The organism is Mycobacterium sp. JS623, assembly GCF_000328565.1.
Classification (GTDB): domain Bacteria; phylum Actinomycetota; class Actinomycetes; order Mycobacteriales; family Mycobacteriaceae; genus Mycobacterium.
Genome location: NC_019966.1, coordinates 3,047,841 through 3,069,770 on the forward strand (window position 1 = coordinate 3,047,841; position 21,930 = coordinate 3,069,770).

Genomic DNA, 21,930 nt, shown 5'->3' on the forward strand with positions numbered 1-21,930 from the left:
GAAGATCAAGCGCATGGGTACGTCGATCCTCGACGAGTTGGAATGGCGTGGGCTGATTGCGCAGTCCACCGACCGCGATGCGCTGGCCGCCGAGTTGGAGTCCGGACCCGTGACCGTCTATTCGGGTTTCGACCCGACCGCGCCCAGCCTGCATGCCGGGCACCTCATCCCGCTGTTGACGCTGCGGCGTTTCCAGCAGGCGGGGCACCGGCCGATCGTGCTGGCCGGCGGCGCGACAGGAATGATCGGCGACCCGCGTGACACCGGCGAGCGGACGCTGAACACCGCGGACACCGTGGCCGACTGGGCCGATCGGATACGCGGGCAACTGGAGCGGTTCGTCGATTTCGACGACTCGCCAACCGGCGCGATTGTGCAGAACAACCTGTCGTGGACAAGCGAGCTGTCCGCGATCGAATTCCTCCGCGACCTGGGCAAACACTTCTCGGTCAACGTGATGCTCGATCGCGAAACCGTTCGCCGGCGCCTCGAGGGCGACGGCATCTCCTACACGGAGTTCAGCTACATGCTGTTGCAGGCCAATGACTACGTGGAGCTGCATCGGCGGTACGGATGCGCGCTTCAGGTCGGCGGCTCGGATCAGTGGGGCAACATCATCGCCGGCGTCCGGTTGGTGCGTCAGATAGCGGGAGCGACGGTTCACGCGCTGACAACGCCGCTGGTGACGGACTCGGAAGGCAAGAAGTTCGGCAAGTCGACCGGCGGCGGCAGCCTCTGGCTCGATCCCGACATGACGAGCCCGTACGCCTGGTATCAGTACTTCATCAACACCGCGGACGCCGGTGTCATCCGCTACCTGCGGTGGTTCACCTTCCTGTCGCGCGACGAGCTCGCTGAACTCGAGGAGGCGACGGAGGAACGGCCCCATGAGCGAGCCGCGCAGCGCCGGCTGGCTCGCGAGCTGACCAACCTGGTGCACGGCGAGGCGGCGACCGAAGGCGTGGAACATGCCAGCCAGGCGCTGTTCGGACGGGGGGAGTTGGCCCAGCTCGATGAGCCGACGCTGGCGGCCGCGCTGCGCGAAGCCTCGGTGGCCGAACTCAAGCCCGGTGGCCCCGACACCATCACTGACCTGCTGGTAGCCAGTGGACTGTCGAACAGCAAGGGGGCCGCCCGCCGAACCATCGGGGAGGGCGGCGCTTATGTCAACAACGTGCGGATCGACAGCGAGGAGTGGTCGCCGCAGACATCCGACTTCCTCCACGGCCGTTGGTTGGTGCTTCGCCGTGGGAAGCGGAATATCGCCGGCGTCGAGCGAGTTGATTGATTTGTCGGAGTTTTTGACTCTGACGGTAGGGGTGTGTGCGGGGCTGGGAACAAAGCGTTCTCGTTGTGCGTTGGACCACTTGTTGGAGTCGACGCACCCTTGTGCGCACGATAGGCCGTAACCTGAAAGACACGCCCTATCAGCCCATTTGACTCCGAGTTATCCCTCACGTAACTTATCGGAGTCGCTGCGACACGGGCCTGGCCCGAAGAGCGCGGCGGCTCCCAGAGGGAAACCCCACTTCGGTGGGTTCCTGATCGTCCGCACTACTTGTCCGCGGCCTTTTGGCCGCGGGCTCGCTGCGCGGCCGAGCGGGTGTGTTGTTTGAGAACTCAATAGTGTGTTTGGTGGTTTTTGTTTGTTGTTGTTTTTTGGCTGCCCTCTTTTTCCCGTTTGGGGGGTGGTTGTTTTTGATGCCAGTTTTTGGTGTCTTGCTTTGGTTCAGATTTTTCTGAATGGCCTTTTTGGGTTTTGTTTGGAGAGTTTGATCCTGGCTCAGGACGAACGCTGGCGGCGTGCTTAACACATGCAAGTCGAACGGAAAGGCCCTTTCGGGGGTGCTCGAGTGGCGAACGGGTGAGTAACACGTGGGTGATCTGCCCTGCACTTTGGGATAAGCCTGGGAAACTGGGTCTAATACCGAATACACCTCGCTGGCTGCATGGTTGGTGGGGGAAAGCTTTTGCGGTGTGGGATGGGCCCGCGGCCTATCAGCTTGTTGGTGGGGTGATGGCCTACCAAGGCGACGACGGGTAGCCGGCCTGAGAGGGTGTCCGGCCACACTGGGACTGAGATACGGCCCAGACTCCTACGGGAGGCAGCAGTGGGGAATATTGCACAATGGGCGCAAGCCTGATGCAGCGACGCCGCGTGAGGGATGACGGCCTTCGGGTTGTAAACCTCTTTCAGCATCGACGAAGCGCAAGTGACGGTAGATGCAGAAGAAGCACCGGCCAACTACGTGCCAGCAGCCGCGGTAATACGTAGGGTGCGAGCGTTGTCCGGAATTACTGGGCGTAAAGAGCTCGTAGGTGGTTTGTCGCGTTGTCCGTGAAAACTCACAGCTTAACTGTGGGCGTGCGGGCGATACGGGCAGACTGGAGTACTGCAGGGGAGACTGGAATTCCTGGTGTAGCGGTGGAATGCGCAGATATCAGGAGGAACACCGGTGGCGAAGGCGGGTCTCTGGGCAGTAACTGACGCTGAGGAGCGAAAGCGTGGGGAGCGAACAGGATTAGATACCCTGGTAGTCCACGCCGTAAACGGTGGGTACTAGGTGTGGGTTTCCTTCCTTGGGATCCGTGCCGTAGCTAACGCATTAAGTACCCCGCCTGGGGAGTACGGCCGCAAGGCTAAAACTCAAAGGAATTGACGGGGGCCCGCACAAGCGGCGGAGCATGTGGATTAATTCGATGCAACGCGAAGAACCTTACCTGGGTTTGACATGCACAGGACGACTGCAGAGATGTGGTTTCCCTTGTGGCCTGTGTGCAGGTGGTGCATGGCTGTCGTCAGCTCGTGTCGTGAGATGTTGGGTTAAGTCCCGCAACGAGCGCAACCCTTGTCTCATGTTGCCAGCGCGTTATGGCGGGGACTCGTGAGAGACTGCCGGGGTCAACTCGGAGGAAGGTGGGGATGACGTCAAGTCATCATGCCCCTTATGTCCAGGGCTTCACACATGCTACAATGGCCGGTACAAAGGGCTGCGATGCCGTGAGGTGGAGCGAATCCTTTCAAAGCCGGTCTCAGTTCGGATCGGGGTCTGCAACTCGACCCCGTGAAGTCGGAGTCGCTAGTAATCGCAGATCAGCAACGCTGCGGTGAATACGTTCCCGGGCCTTGTACACACCGCCCGTCACGTCATGAAAGTCGGTAACACCCGAAGCCGGTGGCCTAACCCCTTTGTGGGAGGGAGCCGTCGAAGGTGGGATCGGCGATTGGGACGAAGTCGTAACAAGGTAGCCGTACCGGAAGGTGCGGCTGGATCACCTCCTTTCTAAGGAGCACCACGAGACCCGAGCCGGCCCGCATCGCGCGGATCACCGAGATTTGGGCGATTCGATGGATGGGCCGCACCTGTAGTGGGTGTGGTTCTGGTGCACGACAAACGTTGAGCCGGTGGGGAGACATCGGTGATGGATTGCCAGACACACTATTGGGCTTTGAGACAACAAGCCCGCTATCTCTTCGTCCCGATGGTGGGAAACCGGGGATAGGGAGTTGGTTGTTGTCGCCCCGAGTTTTGGTGGTGGGGTGTGGTGTTTGATTTGTGGATAGTGGTTGCGAGCATCTAGCACGCATGTGGGCGCTGGCCTTCCGTTGGGGGGTTGGTGTTTTTGTGTGTGTTGATGTGCAATTTTTGTTAATACAATTGGTTTTGTGTTGTAAGTGTTTAAGGGCGCATGGTGGATGCCTTGGCACTGGGAGCCGATGAAGGACGTGGGAGGCTGCGATATGCCTCGGGGAGTTGTCAACCGAGCGTGGATCCGAGGATGTCCGAATGGGGAAACCCGGCACGAGTGATGTCGTGTCACCCAACGCTGAATATATAGGCGTTGGGGGGGAACGCGGGGAAGTGAAACATCTCAGTACCCGTAGGAAGAGAAAACAAAAGTGATTCCGTGAGTAGTGGCGAGCGAAAGCGGAGGATGGCTAAACCGTATGCATGTGATACCCGGCGGGGGTTGTGTGTGCGGTGTTGTGGGGCGTTTCTTCTCTGGTCCGCCGGCCAGGGCGAAAGTGATAAACCGTTGGGTTAGGTGAAGTGGCCTGGGATGGCCTGTCCGGAGAGGGTGAGAGCCCCGTAACCGAAAATTTGACGGCTTTCGTGGAACTGTCCCCGAGTAGCAGCGGGCCCGTGGAATCTGCTGTGAATCTGCCGAGACCACTCGGTAAGCCTGAATACTTCCCAGTGACCGATAGCGGATTAGTACCGTGAGGGAATGGTGAAAAGTACCCCGGGAGGGGAGTGAAAGAGTACCTGAAACCGTGCGCTTACAATCCGTCAGAGCCCTCGACTTTGTTGTGGGGTGATGGCGTGCCTTTTGAAGAATGAGCCTGCGAGTCAGGGACATGTCGCGAGGTTAACCCGGGTGGGGTAGCCGCAGCGAAAGCGAGTCTGAATAGGGCGTATCCAATTCGTTGGGATTGGTGTAGTGGTGTGTTCTGGACCCGAAGCGGAGTGATCTACCCATGGCCAGGGTGAAGCAGCAGTAAGATGTTGTGGAGGCCCGAACCCACTTAGGTTGAAGACTGAGGGGATGAGTTGTGGGTAGGGGTGAAAGGCCAATCAAACTCCGTGATAGCTGGTTCTCCCCGAAATGCATTTAGGTGCAGCGTTACGTGTTTTTTGCCGGAGGTAGAGCTACTGGATGGCCGATGGGCCCTACTAGGTTACTGACGTCAGCCAAACTCCGAATGCCGGTAAATGAAAGCGTGGCAGTGAGACGGCGGGGGATAAGCTCCGTGCGTCGAGAGGGAAACAGCCCAGATCGCCGGCTAAGGCCCCTAAGCGTGTGCTAAGTGGAAAAGGATGTGCAGTCGCGAAGACAACCAGGAGGTTGGCTTAGAAGCAGCCACCCTTGAAAGAGTGCGTAATAGCTCACTGGTCAAGTGATTGTGCGCCGATAATGTAGCGGGGCTCAAGCACACCGCCGAAGCCGCGGCAATGGTCCGCGAGGATTGTTGGGTAGGGGAGCGTCCTGCATCCGGTGAAGCCACGAAGTGATTCAGTGGTGGAGGGTGTGGGAGTGAGAATGCAGGCATGAGTAGCGATAAGGCAAGTGAGAACCTTGCCCGCCGAAAGACCAAGGGTTCCTGGGCCAGGCCAGTCCGCCCAGGGTGAGTCGGGACCTAAGGCGAGGCCGACAGGCGTAGTCGATGGACAACGGGTTGATATTCCCGTACCCGTGTATGTGCGCCCCTGACGAATCAGAGGTACTAACCACCCAAAACCACGACCACCGGATCCTTCGGGTGATGGGGTGGTGGGGCTGCGTGGGATCTTCTTTGGTAGTAGTCAAGCGATGGGGTGACGCAGGAAGGTAGCCGTACCAGTCAGTGGTAATACTGGGGCAAGCCGGTAGGACGACATCTAGGTAAATCCGGGTGTCATATGAGTCCGAGAGGTGATGCATAGCCGAGTGAGGTGAATTCGGTGATCCTATGCTGCCGAGAAAAGCCTCTAGCGAGCACAGACACGGCCCGTACCCCAAACCAACACAGGTGGTCAGGTAGAGAATACCGAGGCGTACGAGTGAACTATGGTTAAGGAACTCGGCAAAATACCCCCGTAACTTCGGGAGAAGGGGGACCTCACATCGTCATGGCTCTTGCAGCCGGCAGCGGTGGGGGGTGGCACAAACCAGTGAGAAGCGACTGTTTACTAAAAACACAGGTCCGTGCGAAGTCGCAAGACGATGTATACGGACTGACGCCTGCCCGGTGCTGGAAGGTTAAGAGGACCCGTTAACCCTTTCGGGGGTGAAGCGGAGAATTTAAGCCCCAGTAAACGGCGGTGGTAACTATAACCATCCTAAGGTAGCGAAATTCCTTGTCGGGTAAGTTCCGACCTGCACGAATGGCGTAACGACTTCTCAACTGTCTCAACCATAGACTCGGCGAAATTGCACTACGAGTAAAGATGCTCGTTACGCGCGGCAGGACGAAAAGACCCCGGGACCTTCACTACAACTTGGTATTGGTGCTCGATACGGTTTGTGTAGGATAGGTGGGAGACTGTGAAGCAGTCACGCCAGTGATTGTGGAGTCATCGTTGAAATACCACTCTGATCGTATTGGGCCTCTAACCTCGAACCGTCTATCCGGTTCAGGAACAGTGCCTGGTGGGTAGTTTAACTGGGGCGGTTGCCTCCTAAAATGTAACGGAGGCGCCCAAAGGTTCCCTCAACCTGGACGGCAATCAGGTGTTGAGTGTAAGTGCACAAGGGAGCTTGACTGCGAGACCTACACGTCAAGCAGGGACGAAAGTCGGGACTAGTGATCCGGCACCCCCGAGTGGAAGGGGTGTCGCTCAACGGATAAAAGGTACCCCGGGGATAACAGGCTGATCTTCCCCAAGAGTCCATATCGACGGGATGGTTTGGCACCTCGATGTCGGCTCGTCGCATCCTGGGGCTGGAGCAGGTCCCAAGGGTTGGGCTGTTCGCCCATTAAAGCGGCACGCGAGCTGGGTTTAGAACGTCGTGAGACAGTTCGGTCTCTATCCGCCGCGCGCGTCAGAAGCTTGAGGAAACCTGTCCCTAGTACGAGAGGACCGGGACGGACGAACCTCTGGTCCACCAGTTGTCCCACCAGGGGCACCGCTGGATAGCCACGTTCGGACAGGATAACCGCTGAAAGCATCTAAGCGGGAAACCCCCTCCAAGACCAGGCTTCTCACCCATTCAAGTGGGATAAGGCCCCCCGCAGACCACGGGATCGATAGACCAGACCTACACGCACAGCAATGTGTTCAGGGAACTGGCACTAACCGGCCGAAAACTTACACACACACCCGCAACCACACACATCCACAGCAGTCAAACCACTGCACCCCACCACCAAATAACACTTCCCCACACAAAACCGTGGGGCACCGAAAAGTGAATAGAGTTACGGCGGTCCATAGCGGCAGGGAAACGCCCGGACCCATCCCGAACCCGGAAGCTAAGCCTGCCAGCGCCGATGATACTACCCAACCCGGGTGGAAAAGTAGGACACCGCCGAACACACATTAGAATTACCCCCCACGATTGCGTGGGGGGTAATTCTATATTCGCCGCATTCGACAATTGAATTGCATGAATTGTCGAGATTGGCAAATAAGTGTAGAAAGGCATACGTGGTCCAGGACAGGCACGGCGGCAGCAACGGGCGCCGTCCGCGGCAGTCGGCGCCGCGCACCTCGGGGCCGGACCGCGCCCGCCGAGCTCAGCCCAAGCCCGATGGTGACGCGCCGAAGCCCCAGGGCCCGCCGATACCCGCCGAGATCGAAGCCAAGCAGCTGTCGCCCGAAATCCGCGGCGAATTAACGACTTTGGATCGCACGACGGCCGATGTCGTCGCGCGGCATCTCGTCGCCGCCGGCGAACTTCTCGACGTCGATCCCGAGGCCGCTCTGGCCCACGCCCGCGCCGCTCGCGCTCGTTCGGGACGCATCGCGGCGGTCCGCGAGGCGGTCGGCATTGCCGCCTACCACTGCGGGGACTGGGCCCAGGCGCTGGCTGAACTCCGGGCCGCCCGCCGGATGGGCAGCAAATCGCCGCTGCTACCAATGATCGCGGACTGCGAACGCGGCGTCGGCCGCCCGGAACGGGCGATCGAGTTGGCCCGCACGCCTGAAGCCGCCCAACTTGACGGGGACGACGCCGACGAGCTGCGCATCGTCGTTGCCGGCGCCCGCTCCGACCTCGGCCAGCAGGAGCAGGCCCTGGCGACTCTGTCGACCCCGCAACTTGACCCGACCCGCACCGGGCAGACAGCTGCCCGGCTCTTCTATGTTTACGCAGAAACGCTGCTCGCGCTTGGCCGCGAGCAAGACGCATTGCAATGGTTCATCAATGCCGCGGCAGCCGACGTCGATGGCGTCACCGATGCCGAAGAGCGGATCACGGAGCTCGCCTAAACGTGAGTACCCTTGCGCAGGACCATGATTGCTTACTTCTCGATCTCGACGGCACCGTTTTCCGCGGCCATGAACCTACCGACGGCGCCGTTGAGACGCTCGCGGTAGTCCGCTCTCGCGTCCTGTTCGTCACCAACAACGCCTCCCGCGGACCGGCCGAGGTCGCCCAGCATCTGAGTGCAATGGGCTTCGCGGCCAAACCCGATGACGTCGTCACGAGTGCGCAAAGTGCCGCGCGCCTGCTGCAGGAAGAACTAAAGCCGGGTGCTGCTGTCCTCATCGTCGGCACCGATTCGCTTGCCGCCGAAGTCAGGAGGGTCGGTCTCAAGCCGGTCCGGCAGTGGTCCGACGGACCGGTCGCCGTCGTGCAGGGCCATTCGCCGCAGACCGCGTGGCCCGACCTGGCCGAAGCGGCGCTGGCCATCCGCGGAGGGGCGCTCTGGGTCGCGGCGAACGTCGACAAGACACTGCCATCCGAACGTGGACTGCTGCCCGGAAACGGTGCGATGGTCGCCGCGCTGCAGGCCGCCACCGACCGTAAACCGCAGGTGGCAGGCAAACCGGAGCCGACATTGCTGATGGATGCGTTGGCGCGCGGCAAGTTTCGCACCCCGCTCGTTGTCGGCGACCGGCTCGACACCGATATCGCGGGGGCCAACGCCGCGGGTCTGCCGAGCCTGCACGTGCTGTGCGGCGTCAGCACCGCCGCCGACACTGTGCGCGCCACCATCGGGCAACGACCCAACTACATCGCCGAAGACCTCCGCGCGCTCTACGCCCGCGCCGACAGCCTGCGCATCGGGCCGCACCCCGCGTGGTACGTAGACGTCGGCCCGACAGCGGTCACCGTGCAGGCCACCGGGCGCGACCCCGGGGATGCGCTGTCAGTGGTCCGCGCGACTGCCAGCGCGGTGTGGAACGCCCAGCTCGACGGGCGTCGCGTGGTCCTGCTTGCCGGTGACGACGTGGCGCGACAGGCCATGGACCGCTGGTCCCTGCTCAGCTCGCCAGATCGGCTAGCGTGAACAGCGAGATGAGTACCGAGCCCAACCAGATCCGCGCCCAGATCGCGGCGTTACTGGCAGATGTGCCCGATCCTGCCCAGGAGGGGTCTGGATTCGACCAGCTCGCCGAATCTGATATCGACGCTGTCGCCGCGCGGCTCGAGGAGGCCCACGACCTGCTGGTGCGTGCGCTGGAATCGGTCGAGAAGGGCTAACCGCACGTGACGCGGCGCGCTCGTGTTGACGCCGAGCTGGTGCGGCGCGGTCTTGCGCGCTCGCGCCAACAGGCCGCCGAGTTGATCGGCGCCGGGCGGGTCTCCATTGATGGGATGCCGGCGGCCAAGCCCGCGACCGCGATCGCCGTCACCGCCGCTCTGACGGTCGAGGGCGATGACGAACGCAGCTGGGTCTCCCGCGGTGCGCACAAGCTGATCGGCGCACTCGACGCATTCGGTCTCTCGGTTGACGGCCGTCGCTGCTTGGATGCCGGCGCGTCGACCGGGGGTTTTACCGAGGTCCTGCTCGACCGAGGCGCCCGCGAGGTGGCGGCCGTAGATGTGGGCTACGGCCAGCTGGCGTGGTCACTGCGCACAGATCCTCGGGTCGTCGTGCACGAACGCACGAACGTCCGCGAGCTGACGGCCGACGCGATCGGGGGACTGGTCGATCTCGTGGTGGCCGATCTGTCGTTCATCTCCTTGACGACAGTGTTACCGGCGCTGACGTCCTGCGCGTCGGTGAACGCGGATATCGTTCCTATGGTGAAGCCGCAGTTTGAGGTCGGCAAGGATCGGGTCGGTGCGGGAGGGGTCGTGTCCGACCCGGACTTGCGCGCGGACGCGGTGCTTGCCGTGGCGCACAGGGCCGCCGAACTCGCGTGGCATACCGTCGGTGTCATCGCCAGCCCATTGCCCGGCCCGTCCGGCAACGTCGAGTTCTTTCTGCACCTGCGCACCACCACCGACAGCCCATTGCAGGGTGACCTGCTCGAGCAGACGGTGCGCCGGGCCGTCGCGGAGGGTCCGCAATGACCTGTGAACGCACCGTCCTACTGGTCGTGCACACCGGCCGCGACGAGGCCACTGAGGTCGCTCGCCGGGTCGAGAAAGTATTGGGCGACAACAACATTGCGCTTCGAGTGCTCTCGGCGGAAGCTGTCGACCGAGGCCCGGTGCATCTTGCACCGGACGACATGCGTGCCCTCGGGGTCGAGATCGAGGTTGTCGACGCCGACGAACGCGCGGCGGAAGGTTGCGAACTCGTCCTGGTTCTCGGTGGCGACGGTACATTCCTGCGTGCCGCCGAACTCGCACGCAATGTCGAAATACCCGTGCTCGGCGTCAATCTCGGCCGCATCGGCTTCCTCGCCGAGGCCGAGGCCGATCACATCGACAGCGTGCTCGAGCATGTCATCAACAAGGACTACAACGTCGAGGAGCGCATGACGCTCGACGTCGTGGTGCGCGTCGACGGCAAGATCACCGATCGTGGCTGGGCGCTGAACGAGGCAAGCCTGGAGAAGGGGCCGCGGCTTGGCGTGCTGGGCGCGGTACTGGAGGTCGACGGTCGGCCGGTGTCGTCGTTCGGGTGCGACGGGGTGCTGGTCGCGACGCCCACCGGTTCGACCGCGTGGGCGTTCTCTGCGGGCGGCCCGATCGTGTGGCCGGACTTAGAGGCAATCCTGGTGGTGCCCAACAACGCTCACGCGTTGTTCGCGCGCCCGATGGTCACCAGCCCCAACGCTGCCATCGCCATCGAGATCGAGGGCGGCGGCCACGACGCCCTCGTGTTCTGCGATGGTCGCCGCGAAATGATTGTGCCCGCGGGCGGCCGGCTGGAGGTGACGCGCTGCGGCACCCCGCTGAAGTGGGTGCGGTTGGACAGCGCGCCGTTCACCGACCGCCTCGTGCGTAAGTTCCGGCTGCCGGTCAAAGGGTGGCGCGGACAGTAGTGCTATCCGAAATCCGTATCGAGTCTCTGGGTGCCATCAGCACCGCGACCGCCGAATTCGATCGCGGGTTCACAGTGCTGACCGGCGAAACCGGTACGGGTAAGACCATGGTCGTCACCGGCCTACATCTGCTCGGCGGCGGACGCGCCGACGCCAACCGGGTGCGCTCCGGCGCCGATCGCGCGGTGGTCGAAGGACGGTTCACCACAACGGAACTCGGCGACGGGGTGGCCGCACACGTCGACGAGATTCTCGACTCGTCCGGCGCCGAGCGCGACGACGACGGCAGTGTCATCGCCGCGCGGTCCGTCAGCCGTGACGGGCCCTCGCGCGCGTACCTCGGTGGCCGCAGCGTGCCCGCTAAATCGCTGAGCACCTTCACCAGCGAACTGCTCGCGCTGCATGGCCAGAACGACCAGCTACGGCTGATGCGCCCCGAGGAACAGCGAGGGGCCCTCGATCGGTTCATCGACATCGAGTCACAGCTCAAGCGCTACCGACGGGTGCGCGACGACTGGCTCGACGCCCGCCGCGACCTGGCCGACCGCAAGCAGCGAGCGCGTGAACTTGCGCAGGAGGCCGACCGCCTCAAGTTCGGACTCAACGAGATCGACGCTGTCGCGCCGGAACCCGGCGAAGACGACGCGCTCGTCGACGACATCCGCAAACTCTCCGAACTCGATGCGCTGCGTGAGGCCGCGCAAACGGCACGCACAGCATTGTCCGGCCTGGACGACGATCCGTCGGACGCGTCGGCCGCCAATGGGGTGGGACACGCGAAGTCCGTGCTCGAGGCCACCGATGACTCGGCGTTGCGGGCACTCGCCGAGCAGCTGGCCGAGGCATTGGCCGTCGTCTCGGACGTCTCGACCGAACTCGGTGACTATCTGGCCGGATTGCCCAGCGATGCAAGCACTTTGGAGACCAAGCTGGCGCGGCAGGGCGAGCTGCGCACGCTGACGCGCAAGTACGCGCCGGACATCGACGGAGTGCTGCGATGGGCGACCGAGTCGCGCGAGCGGCTGGCGCAGCTCGACGTCTCCGAAGAGGCGTTGGCCGAACTCGAGCGGCGCGTCAACGAACTCGAGGCCAAAGTCGTCAGCGCCGCAACCGAACTCAGCAAGGCGCGCGCCAAGGCCGCCAAGGGTCTGGCCAAGGCCGTCACGGCAGAGCTGTCCGGATTGGCCATGAGCGACGCCGGTTTCAGCGTGTCGGTCGCCAATCTGGCGGCCCGCACCGACGACTCTGCGCCGCTGACTCTCCCGTCGGGCGAGGCCGTTCACGCCGGGCATGACGGCATCGACGCCGTCGAGTTCGGCTTCGCCGCGCACCGCGGCACCGACATGCTGCCGCTCAACAAGAGCGCATCGGGCGGCGAGCTGTCGCGCGTCATGCTGGCGCTGGAGGTGGTGCTGGCGGCCTCCGCCGAGGGCACCACCATGGTCTTCGACGAGGTCGACGCCGGGGTGGGCGGGCGTGCGGCGGTGCAGATCGGCCGGCGGCTTGCCCGTTTGGCCCGCACGCACCAGGTCATCGTCGTCACGCATCTGCCGCAGGTCGCGGCCTACGCCGACGTCCACCTTGTCGTCGACAGCGGGGGTCGCAACAAGTCCAGCGGGGTGCGGCGCCTCGACGATGACGACCGCGTCGCCGAACTTGCGCGGATGCTGGCCGGGCTCGGGGAGTCCGACAGCGGCCGGGCGCATGCCCGCGAGCTGCTCGATGCGGCGCAGAGCGACCGCGCGGAGTAGGAGTGGTGGACGCCCGCGAGGGCCGCCACCGGAACCTCGTCGAGTTATTCGAGGCGTCCGAAAGCGGACACTAATCGTGTTGCAGTTGTGACAAAAGGTACTTCTGGGGCTCATGTTACGGCGCGCCTCCGACGGATACGCGCTGATCCTCGACAGAATCGGCCTCTATGAAGATGTCTGCGCTGCTATCCCGAACTGCCAGCTCACGGCCCGGCGTCACCGGTACCGCACGGGTTGACCGCGACATCGATCGGCTGCTACGTCGAGTCACCCCCGGTGACATCGTCGTCATCGACGCCCTTGATCTTGATCGAATCACCGCGGACGCGCTCGTTGAGGCGAATGTTGCCGCGGTCGTCAACGCGTCGCCATCGATCTCGGGCCGCTACCCGAACCTCGGGCCGGAGGTGCTCGTCGCCAACGGCGTCACGCTCATCGACGACACCGGCCCTGACGTGTTCAAGAAGGTCAAGGACGGCGCGCGGGTGCGCCTGCACGAGGGTGCTGTGTACGCCGGCGACCGGCAGTTGATCCTCGGTACCGAGCGCACCGACCACGAGATCCACGAGTTGATGCACGAGGCCAAGAGCGGCCTGGTGGCTCACCTCGAGGCGTTCGCGGGCAACACGATCGAGTTCATCCGCAGCGAGAGCCCGCTGCTGATCGACGGCATCGGCATTCCCGACATCGATGTCGACGTCAACCGCAGGCACGTTGTGATCGTCGCCGAGGACATCAGCGCCGCCGCGGACCTTAAAGCTCTCAAGCCGTTCATCAAGGAGTACCAACCGGTGCTTATCGGGGTCGGCACCGGTGCCGATGTGCTCCGCAAGGGTGGCTACCGGCCGGCGCTGATCGTCGGCGATCCCGACAGAATGAGTGCCGAGGTGCTGCGCTGTGGCGCCCAGGTCGTGCTGCCCGCCGACGCTGACGGCCACGCCGCGGGCCTGGAGCGCATCCAGGATCTGGGCGTCGGCGCGATGACGTTCCCGGCCGCCGGCTCGGCCGCCGATCTGGCGTTGCTGCTGTGTGATCACCACGGGGCGTCGCTGATAGTCACGGCCGGCCATACCGCAAGCATCGAGGAGTTCTTCGACCGGTCGCGGCAGCAGAGCAACCCGTCGACATTCCTGACCCGGCTCAAGGTCGGCGAGAAACTGGTGGACGCCAAGGCCGTTGCCACGTTGTACCGCAGCAGGGTGTCCGGCGGGGCCATTGCACTGTTGGTGCTGGCGATGCTCATCGCTGTGATCGCCGCGCTGTGGGTGTCGCGCGCCGACGCCGCGGTGCTCGATTGGATCGGCAATTATTGGAATCAGTTCTCGCTCTGGGTCCAGGGCTTGGTCACTTAGGCAGTCCGCATGATTTCCCTACGCACACACGCGATTTCGCTTGCCGCGGTTTTCCTTGCGTTGGCAATTGGCGTGGCGCTCGGGTCCGGGTTGCTGTCGAACACGCTGTTGTCGGGGCTGCGCGATGACAAGCACCAGCTGCAGAACCAGATCAACACGCTCACCGACGACAAGAACGCGCTGAACGAAAAGCTCAATGCGGCAGGCGAATTCGATGCGCAGATGTCGCCACGCATTCTGCACAACGCGCTCGACGGCAAGTCGGTCGTGGTGTTCCGAACCCCCGACGCAAGCGACGACGACGTCGACGCGCTGACCCGGATGGTGGGGCAGGCCCGGGGCACGGTCAGCGGAACCATCGCGCTGACCCAGGAGTTCGTCGACGCCAACTCAGCCGAGAAGCTGCTGTCGGTGGTGAACTCGCCGATCGTGCCCGCCGGCGCGCAGTTGAGCACCAAGTCCGTGGACCAGGGCTCGCAGGCCGGCGACCTGTTGGGCATCGCGCTGCTGACCAACAGAGATCCGAAGGTTCAGGTGGTCGACGACGCCCAGCGCGACACCGTGCTGGCGGCGCTGCGCGACACCGGCTTTGTCACCTATGGCAGCGAGCGCATCGGCCCCGCCAACACCGCGCTGATCGTCACCGGCGGCGGCATGGGCGACGGTGCCGGCAACCAGGGCGCGACGGTCGCCAGGTTCGCGGTCGGCCTCGCTCCGCACGGCTCGGGCATCGTCGTCGCCGGGCGCGACGGCTCCGCATCTGGCACCGCAGCGGTGGCCGTGACCAGGTCCGACGCGGGGCTCAGCGGCGCGATCAGCACCGTCGACGACGTTAACGCCGAGTCGGGCCGGATGACCGCGGTGCTCGCCTTGAGCGAGCTGATCAACGGCGGACGGCCCGGTCAATACGGCGTCGGCCAGGGCGCGTCATCGGTGACGCTCCCGCAATAACACCAAGGGCGTGTCAGCGACGGCTTGTCGGCGTCGGTGTTAAGGTGAGATTCCGTGGGTCGGCAGGCCCCAGCTAGTTCAGCGATCCCCTGCCCGTCGTCACGGAGGTTGCTCTTGCCAGCGTTACGCAAGCACCCGCAAACCGCTACCAAGCATCTCTTCGTAACGGGCGGCGTGGTTTCCTCACTCGGTAAAGGCCTGACGGCGTCCAGCCTCGGCCAGTTGCTGACGGCGCGGGGCTTGCAGGTGACGATGCAGAAGCTCGACCCGTACCTCAACGTCGACCCCGGCACCATGAACCCCTTCCAGCATGGCGAGGTGTTCGTTACCGAGGACGGCGCCGAGACCGACCTCGACGTCGGGCATTACGAACGCTTCCTGGACCGCAATCTGTCTGGTTCGGCGAATGTCACGACGGGACAGGTGTATTCGACGGTGATCGCCAAGGAGCGCCGTGGCGAATACCTCGGCGACACCGTCCAAGTCATTCCGCACATCACCGACGAGATCAAGAGCCGCATCCGGGAAATGGCCGAACCCGACGTCGACGGGAACCGGCCCGACGTGGTGATCACCGAAATCGGCGGCACCGTCGGCGATATCGAGTCGCTGCCCTTCCTCGAAGCCGCCCGGCAGGTGCGACACGAGGTCGGCAGGGAGAACTGTTTCTTCCTGCACTGCTCGCTGGTGCCCTACATGGCGCCGTCGGGTGAGCTCAAGACAAAGCCGACGCAGCATTCGGTGGCTGCGCTGCGCAGCATCGGTATCACCCCGGACGCGCTGATCTTGCGCTGCGACCGCGACGTGCCCGAACCGCTGAAGAACAAGATCGCGCTGATGTGCGACGTCGACATCGATGGTGTGATCTCCACACCCGATGCGCCGTCGATCTATGACATCCCCAAGGTGCTGCACCGCGAGGAACTCGACGCCTACGTGGTGCGCCGGCTGAGCCTGCCGTTCCGTGATGTCGACTGGACGCAGTGGAACGACCTCCTGCAGCGGGTGCACGAACCGCAGGAGACGGTGCGAATCGCGTTGGTGGGCAAGTACATCGACCTCTCCGACGCATATCTGTCGGTGGCGGAGGCGCTGCGGGCCGGCGGTTTCAAGCACCGCGCCAAGGTCGAGATGCGCTGGGTTGCCTCCGACGACTGCGAGACGGAAGCCGGCGCCGCGGCTGCGCTCGCCGACGTGCACGGTGTACTCATTCCAGGCGGGTTCGGCATCCGCGGCATCGAGGGCAAGATCGGCGCCATCTCATATGCCCGCAAGCGCGGGCTGCCGGTGCTCGGGCTGTGCCTGGGGTTGCAGTGCATCGTCATCGAGGCGGCGCGTTCGGTCGGGCTGGCCGGCGCCAACTCCGCGGAGTTCGACCCGAAGACCCCTGATCCCGTCATCTCCACAATGGCCGATCAGCGCGACGCCGTCGCCGGCGAAGCAGACCTGGGGGGCACCATGCGACTGGGCGCGTATCCGGCTGTGCTGGAGGCGGGTTCGATTGTGGCAGAGGCATATCAGGCCACCGAAGTCTCCGAGCGACACCGCCACCGCTATGAGGTCAACAACGAATACCGCGACCGCATCGCCGAAAGCGGACTGAAGTTCTCCGGCACCTCGCCCGACGGGCATCTCGTGGAGTTCGTCGAGTACTCCGCCGACGTCCACCCGTTCATCGTCGGCACCCAGGCACACCCCGAACTCAAGAGTCGGCCCACCCGGCCGCATCCGCTGTTCGTCGCGTTCATCGGCGCGTCGCTGAACTACAAGGCCGAAGAACGCTTGCCGGGCATGGACATTCCCGAGCAGCACGCGAATGGCGTCGAGCACGACGACAAGGTTTCGCAACTGCTGCAAGAGCCCGCGACCCGTGGCTGAACACGAGTTCGACACCGTCTCCAGCGAAACCATCTACGTCGGCAAGATTTTCGCGTTGCGCGCCGACGAGGTCCGCATGCCGCACGGCAACACCGCACGCCGCGAAGTGGTCGAGCACTACGGCGCGGTGGCCATTCTCGCGATGGACGAACAAAGCAATGTCGTCATGGTCTATCAATACCGGCATCCCGTCGGTCGGCGGTTGTGGGAACTGCCGGCGGGTCTGCTCGACCTCGGCGGTGAAGCACCGCATGTCACCGCCGCCCGCGAACTCAAGGAGGAAGCCGGGCTAGAGGCCACCGAATGGCGGGTGCTGGTTGACCTGATATCGGCGCCGGGCTTCAGCGACGAAAGCGTGCGGGTGTACCTCGCGACCGGAATAACCGACGTCGGCCGGCCGGAAGCTCATGACGAAGAAGCCGACCTGCAGGTGAAGTGGTTTTCACTCGAGGAGGCCAGGCGCATGGTGCTGGCTGGCGAGATCGTCAATTCCATTGCGATAGCGGGCATTCTGGCCGCCCACGACGTCGAGGATCCGTCGTCGCTGCGACCTGTCGAGGCACCATGGATCGACAGGTCGAAAGCGTTCGCCGCTCGACAGGCACACACATGACCACGTTTCGATCGGCTCTGGATGACCAGTTGCAGGGCTACCTCGACCACCTCACCATCGAACGCGGAGTCGCCGCCAATACATTGAGTTCGTACCGCCGCGATCTGCGCCGCTACGCCGAGCACCTGACAGAACGCGGCATCGACGATCTCACCAAGGTCACCGAGACAGACGTCAGCGATTTCCTGGTGGCGCTGCGCCGTGGCGATCCTGATGCGAAAACCGTTCCGCTGTCCGCGGTTTCGGCCGCCCGCGCCGTGGTCGCCGTCCGGGGCCTGCACAAGTTCGCGGTCGCGGAGGGGCTGACCGAGGTCGACGTCGCGCGCGAGGTGAAGCCACCGACGCCGAGTCGGCGGCTGCCAAAGAGCCTGACCATCGACGAGGTGCTGGCCCTACTCGACGGCGCAGGCGGCGACAGCGAGGCCGACGGTCCGCTGACCCTACGCAACCGCGCGCTGTTGGAGCTGCTGTATTCGACGGGCGCGCGCATCTCCGAGGCGGTCGGCCTCGACATCGACGACATCGACACCCAGGCACGGTCGGTGCTGTTACGCGGCAAGGGCGGCAAGCAGCGACTGGTGCCGATCGGCCGTCCGGCCGTCACTGCGCTCGACGCCTACCTGGTGCGCGGCAGGCCCGAGCTCGCCCGCCGCGGCCGTGGCACCCCGGCGATCTTCCTCAATGCGCGCGGCGGGCGGCTGTCGCGGCAGAGCGCGTGGCAGGTACTGCAGGACTCCGCCGAGCGTGCAGGTATCAAGGCTGCGGTGTCGCCGCACGTGCTGCGTCACTCGTTCGCCACACATCTGCTCGATGGCGGCGCAGACGTTCGCGTTGTGCAGGAATTGCTTGGCCACGCGTCGGTCACGACGACGCAGATCTACACCATGGTGACGGTGAACGTGCTGCGCGAGGTGTGGGCCGGCGCCCATCCGCGGGCGCGATAGCAGCGTCAATTCCAGACAACATATGACCTGACCGCTAGGTTAGGGTCGGCTAGTCGACGGGCGCCGGCTCGACCCCGACGTGATGGTGTGCGCGACCGTTATCGGCAGGGACTCGAGCAGATGGTCGGGCACCTGGGCGTGCTCGATGGCCGCGGCGCACCGCAGATCAGCGGAGAGGCACCCGCCGTGCGCGGCTGTGGTTCCTCGGGTTCTCGGCGCGGCCTGCGCTGATCCGCTTCGTCGGCATCCAGTCACTGCGGATCGCGAAGAAGATCGCGAGCGCCTAGCCGGCTAGGTACTCCGACTCCAGCACGAGGTCGGGTATCAGCGTCTGGTACTCGCCGTGCGTCTTGTGCTCGACGCTGTCGAACAGCTTGCCCTGCTGCAGCTTCATGAATTCGCGGTACCTCGGCGCGCCGGGTATCAGGATGTTGTCGGCGACGACGATCGACCCGCGGTGCAGCCAGCCCCGGTCGATGATGCTCTGCAGGTCGGCCAGGTAGGCGGCCTTGTCGTGGTCGATGAACAACAGGTCCAACTTCCCGCCGGCGAACCCGTGCTGATCGGCCAGCGCGTCGAGCGTGAAGCCGCCGTCGCCGATCGTGCCGACCACACACGTGACCCGGTCGTCGACGCCGGCGTGGGCCCAAATGCGCCGCGCCACTTCGGCATTGGCGTCGGACAGCTCGACGGAGAACACCTTCGCCGACGGCGCAGCGCGCGCGATCCGCAGGGAGCCGTAGCCGCAGTAGGTGCCCAGCTCCAGCACGAGGCCGGGGTTGGCGCGGCGGACGGCGGCGTCGAGCAGCTCGCCTTTCTCGTCGCCGACATTGATCAGGAAAGACTTCTCGTACGCGAACTGGTCCACCTTGGCGATCACGTCGTCGATGTCGCCCTTGCGTGCGTTGGCGACCACATAGTCGGCGGCGGCAGCCTCGCGTCCGTCGCCGATCTGCCCGGTCTTGGTGATGTTGCGGGCCCCGAGCGCCAGCCGCCAAAACGACCAGCGCAGGAACGGTACGCGCTGCTTCAGGCTCATAGCCGTCAGCCTATTAGCGCGACCACCGGGATTGGGTTCTACGTTGCCCGCGGGTCTGCCAGACCAGGCAGCCGCGCACCGTTAAACTTGCCCGGATGTTCGGAATGCCTCCAGCGTGGATGACCAGCGACGGTCGGGCATGACCGACGAGGGGGGCGGCTCCGAGTTCGGTCTGACCGGCCGCACGCCACGGACCATTCCCGAGCCCAAGCCGAAGAACGTGCACGGGCCCGCCAAGGTCATCGCGATGTGCAACCAGAAAGGCGGGGTCGGCAAGACGACGTCGACCATCAATCTGGGCGCCAGCCTGGCCGAGTACGGTCGCCGCGTGCTGCTCGTGGACCTCGATCCGCAGGGTGCGCTGTCAGCCGGGCTGGGCGTGCCGCACTACGAGCTGGAGCACACGATCCACAACCTGCTGGTCGAACCGCGGGTGTCGATCGACACTGTGCTGATCCACACCCGGGTGCCCGGCATGGACCTGGTGCCAAGCAATATCGACCTGTCGGCCGCGGAGATCCAGCTGGTCAACGAGGTGGGCCGCGAGCAATCACTGGCCCGCGCGCTGTATCCCGTGCTGGACCGCTACGACTACGTGCTGATCGACTGCCAGCCGTCGCTGGGTCTGCTCACCGTAAATGGGCTGGCGTGCAGCGACGGCGTGATCATCCCGACCGAATGCGAGTTCTTCTCGCTGCGCGGCCTGGCGCTGCTGACCGACACGGTCGACAAGGTCCGTGACCGGCTGAACCCGAAGCTGTCGATCAGCGGCATCCTGATCACCCGCTTCGACACCCGAACCGTCAACGCCCGCGAGGTGATGGCCCGCGTGATCGAGAGGTTCGGCGATCTGGTGTTCGACACCGTGATCACCCGCACGGTGCGGTTCCCCGAGACCAGCGTCGCAGGCGAGCCGATCACCACATGGGCGCCGAAATCCGGTGGGGCCGAAGCGTATCGGTCGTTGGCGCGCGAGGTCATCGACCGGTTCGGCGCGTGAACGACGTCCAATCAACGCCGGAGGAGCAGACCCAACAGAGCGGCTTCCAGGTCCGGCTGAGCAATTTCGAGGGTCCGTTCGATCTGCTGCTGCAGCTGATCTTCGCGCACCGCCTCGACGTCACCGAGGTGGCGCTGCATCAGGTAACCGACGAATTCATCGCGTACACCAAGGCGATTGGCCCGCAGATGGAGCTGGACGAGACGACGGCGTTCCTCGTCGTCGCGGCCACGCTTCTCGACCTCAAGGCCGCGCGGCTGCTGCCCGCGGGGGAGATACACGACGAGGACGATCTCGCGCTGCTCGAGGTCCGCGACCTGCTGTTCGCGCGCCTTCTGCAGTATCGGGCGTTCAAGCATGTCGCGGAGATGTTCGCCGAACTCGAGGCTGCGGCGCTGCGCAGTTATCCGCGGTCGGTGGCGTTGGAGAAGCGCTATGAGGACCTGCTGCCCGAGGTGATGCTGGGCGTCGACGCCGAGAGCTTCGCCGAGATCGCCGCGGCGGCGTTCACACCACGGCCCGTGCCGACCATACGCACCGACCACTTGCACGAAGTGGGGGTGTCGGTGCCCGAGCAGGTCACCAATCTGATGAACCTGCTGGAGAGTCGCGGCATCGGGCAGTGGGCGTCGTTCTCCGAGCTGGTTGCCGACTGTGGGGCCTCGATTGAGATCGTGGGGCGCTTCCTGGCGCTGCTCGAGCTGTATCGCGCGCGGGCGGTAGCATTCGACCAATCAGAACCGCTTGGTGTGCTCCAGGTTTCGTGGACCGGAGAGCGGCCGACCAACGACCACCTCGCGGCGGAAGTAGACCAATATGACTGACGAAGTCCCCAACGACATCACCACCGACCTTCCCGCCGATCTGGACCTGGGTATTGACGTCGCGACGGCGCCGGAGCTCGAAGACGGCGAACTCGGCGCGGCGCTGGAGGCGCTGCTGCTGGTGGTGGACACTCCGGTGACCGTCGACCAGTTGGCCGCCGCGACTGACCAGCCGGCCTATCGGGTGGCGGCCAAGCTGCAGGTGATGGCCGAGGAGCTGTCGGCTCGGGAGAGCGGTATCGATCTGCGCGAGGCCGGCGGCGGCTGGCGGATGTACACCCGCGCGCGGTTCGCGCCGTACGTGGAGCGGTTGCTGCTCGACGGCGCTCGATCGAAGCTGACGAGAGCAGCGCTGGAGACGTTGGCGGTGGTCGCCTATCGGCAGCCGGTGACTCGGGCACGGGTCAGCGCGGTGCGCGGAGTCAATGTCGATGCGGTGATGCGCACGCTGCTGGCGCGCGGGCTGATCACCGAGGCGGGCGCCGATCCGGATACCGGCGCAGTGACGTTCGCCACCACCGAGCTGTTTCTTGAGCGACTAGGTCTGACGTCGCTGACGGACCTGCCGGACATTGCGCCGCTGTTGCCGGACGTCGACGTGATCGACGATCTGAGCGAAACGCTGGCCGAGGAGCCACGTTTCATGAAGCTGAACGGCGGGGCGCCTGCTGGCGATACACCCATGTCGTTCGACGTAGACCAGGAGTGAC

The 21,930-nt window shown here is 64.2% G+C and carries 17 protein-coding genes and 3 rRNA genes; 19 read left to right on the forward strand and 1 reads right to left on the reverse strand.

Annotation, left to right across the window (positions count from 1 at the left end; genetic code table 11):
- Positions 1-13 precede the first annotated feature (13 nt).
- The 16 genes from tyrS to MYCSM_RS37175 all read left to right on the forward strand — a co-directional run bounded on the left by tyrS (position 14) and on the right by MYCSM_RS37175 (position 18,588).
- Positions 14-1,288, forward strand: a complete 1,275-nt coding sequence (gene tyrS / locus MYCSM_RS14940; RefSeq protein WP_015307001.1) for a tyrosine--tRNA ligase — start codon at positions 14-16, stop codon at positions 1,286-1,288.
- A gap of 472 nt (positions 1,289-1,760) precedes the next feature.
- Positions 1,761-3,284, forward strand: a 16S ribosomal RNA gene (locus MYCSM_RS14945).
- 386 nt (positions 3,285-3,670) lie between these two features.
- Positions 3,671-6,799 (forward strand): 23S ribosomal RNA (locus MYCSM_RS14950).
- Positions 6,800-6,902: 103 nt separating this feature from the next.
- A 5S ribosomal RNA gene (gene rrf / locus MYCSM_RS14955) occupies positions 6,903-7,017 on the forward strand.
- Together the 16S, 23S and 5S rRNA genes form the textbook arrangement of a ribosomal RNA operon.
- Before the next feature lie 113 nt (positions 7,018-7,130).
- Positions 7,131-7,913 carry a tetratricopeptide repeat protein gene (locus MYCSM_RS14960; RefSeq protein WP_015307002.1) on the forward strand — a complete coding sequence of 261 codons (783 nt, stop codon included), beginning with the start codon at positions 7,131-7,133 and terminating at the stop codon, positions 7,911-7,913.
- Between the two features lie 2 nt (positions 7,914-7,915).
- A complete protein-coding gene (locus tag MYCSM_RS14965; protein ID WP_015307003.1) occupies positions 7,916-8,938 on the forward strand; it encodes an HAD-IIA family hydrolase in 1,023 nt (340 codons plus the stop codon).
- An 8-nt stretch (positions 8,939-8,946) separates the two neighbouring features.
- The gene (locus MYCSM_RS14970) at positions 8,947-9,132 is read left to right on the forward strand and encodes a hypothetical protein (RefSeq protein WP_041314086.1); all 186 of its coding nucleotides are present in this window, start codon (positions 8,947-8,949) and stop codon (positions 9,130-9,132) included.
- A 6-nt stretch (positions 9,133-9,138) separates the two neighbouring features.
- Positions 9,139-9,948 (forward strand): TlyA family RNA methyltransferase, encoded by an 810-nt coding sequence (locus MYCSM_RS14975; protein ID WP_015307005.1) that lies wholly within the window; start codon positions 9,139-9,141, stop codon positions 9,946-9,948.
- Positions 9,945-10,868: an NAD kinase gene (locus MYCSM_RS14980; protein ID WP_015307006.1), complete on the forward strand. Its 924-nt coding sequence runs from the start codon at positions 9,945-9,947 to the stop codon at positions 10,866-10,868. The genes MYCSM_RS14975 and MYCSM_RS14980 overlap by 4 nt, the downstream gene beginning before the upstream one ends.
- The gene (gene recN / locus MYCSM_RS14985) at positions 10,868-12,619 is read left to right on the forward strand and encodes a DNA repair protein RecN (RefSeq protein ID WP_015307007.1); all 1,752 of its coding nucleotides are present in this window, start codon (positions 10,868-10,870) and stop codon (positions 12,617-12,619) included. Before MYCSM_RS14980 ends, recN begins: the two co-directional genes overlap by 1 nt.
- A gap of 167 nt (positions 12,620-12,786) precedes the next feature.
- A complete protein-coding gene (gene steA, locus MYCSM_RS14990; protein WP_015307008.1) occupies positions 12,787-13,971 on the forward strand; it encodes a putative cytokinetic ring protein SteA in 1,185 nt (394 codons plus the stop codon).
- Positions 13,972-13,980: 9 nt separating this feature from the next.
- Positions 13,981-14,922: a copper transporter gene (locus MYCSM_RS14995; RefSeq protein WP_015307009.1), complete on the forward strand. Its 942-nt coding sequence runs from the start codon at positions 13,981-13,983 to the stop codon at positions 14,920-14,922.
- A gap of 114 nt (positions 14,923-15,036) precedes the next feature.
- Entirely contained in the window at positions 15,037-16,800 is a 1,764-nt protein-coding gene (locus MYCSM_RS15000) for a CTP synthase (RefSeq protein ID WP_015307010.1), read from the forward strand.
- Entirely contained in the window at positions 16,793-17,413 is a 621-nt protein-coding gene (locus tag MYCSM_RS15005) for an NUDIX domain-containing protein (protein ID WP_015307011.1), read from the forward strand. Before MYCSM_RS15000 ends, MYCSM_RS15005 begins: the two co-directional genes overlap by 8 nt.
- Positions 17,410-18,357, forward strand: a complete 948-nt coding sequence (xerD, locus tag MYCSM_RS15010) for a site-specific tyrosine recombinase XerD (protein WP_015307012.1) — start codon at positions 17,410-17,412, stop codon at positions 18,355-18,357. The genes MYCSM_RS15005 and xerD overlap by 4 nt, the downstream gene beginning before the upstream one ends.
- 87 nt (positions 18,358-18,444) lie before the next feature.
- Complete coding sequence (locus MYCSM_RS37175; protein ID WP_157681330.1) at positions 18,445-18,588, forward strand: hypothetical protein; 144 nt, start codon at positions 18,445-18,447, stop codon at positions 18,586-18,588.
- A 52-nt stretch (positions 18,589-18,640) separates the two neighbouring features.
- Here MYCSM_RS37175 and MYCSM_RS15015 read toward each other — a convergent pair whose 3' ends face one another.
- Positions 18,641-19,396: an O-methyltransferase gene (locus MYCSM_RS15015; protein WP_015307013.1), complete on the reverse strand. Its 756-nt coding sequence runs from the start codon at positions 19,394-19,396 to the stop codon at positions 18,641-18,643.
- Between the two features lie 139 nt (positions 19,397-19,535).
- Here MYCSM_RS15015 and MYCSM_RS15020 point away from each other — a divergent pair, with 139 nt between their 5' ends.
- From MYCSM_RS15020 to scpB, 3 genes are read left to right on the forward strand one after another with little or no spacing between them, the layout of a single operon-like run.
- Positions 19,536-20,396: a ParA family protein gene (locus tag MYCSM_RS15020; protein ID WP_015307014.1), complete on the forward strand. Its 861-nt coding sequence runs from the start codon at positions 19,536-19,538 to the stop codon at positions 20,394-20,396.
- Complete coding sequence (locus MYCSM_RS15025; RefSeq protein WP_015307015.1) at positions 20,393-21,220, forward strand: segregation/condensation protein A; 828 nt, start codon at positions 20,393-20,395, stop codon at positions 21,218-21,220. The genes MYCSM_RS15020 and MYCSM_RS15025 overlap by 4 nt, the downstream gene beginning before the upstream one ends.
- Positions 21,213-21,929 carry an SMC-Scp complex subunit ScpB gene (scpB, locus tag MYCSM_RS15030; RefSeq protein WP_015307016.1) on the forward strand — a complete coding sequence of 239 codons (717 nt, stop codon included), beginning with the start codon at positions 21,213-21,215 and terminating at the stop codon, positions 21,927-21,929. The genes MYCSM_RS15025 and scpB overlap by 8 nt, the downstream gene beginning before the upstream one ends.
- Position 21,930 lies beyond the last annotated feature (1 nt).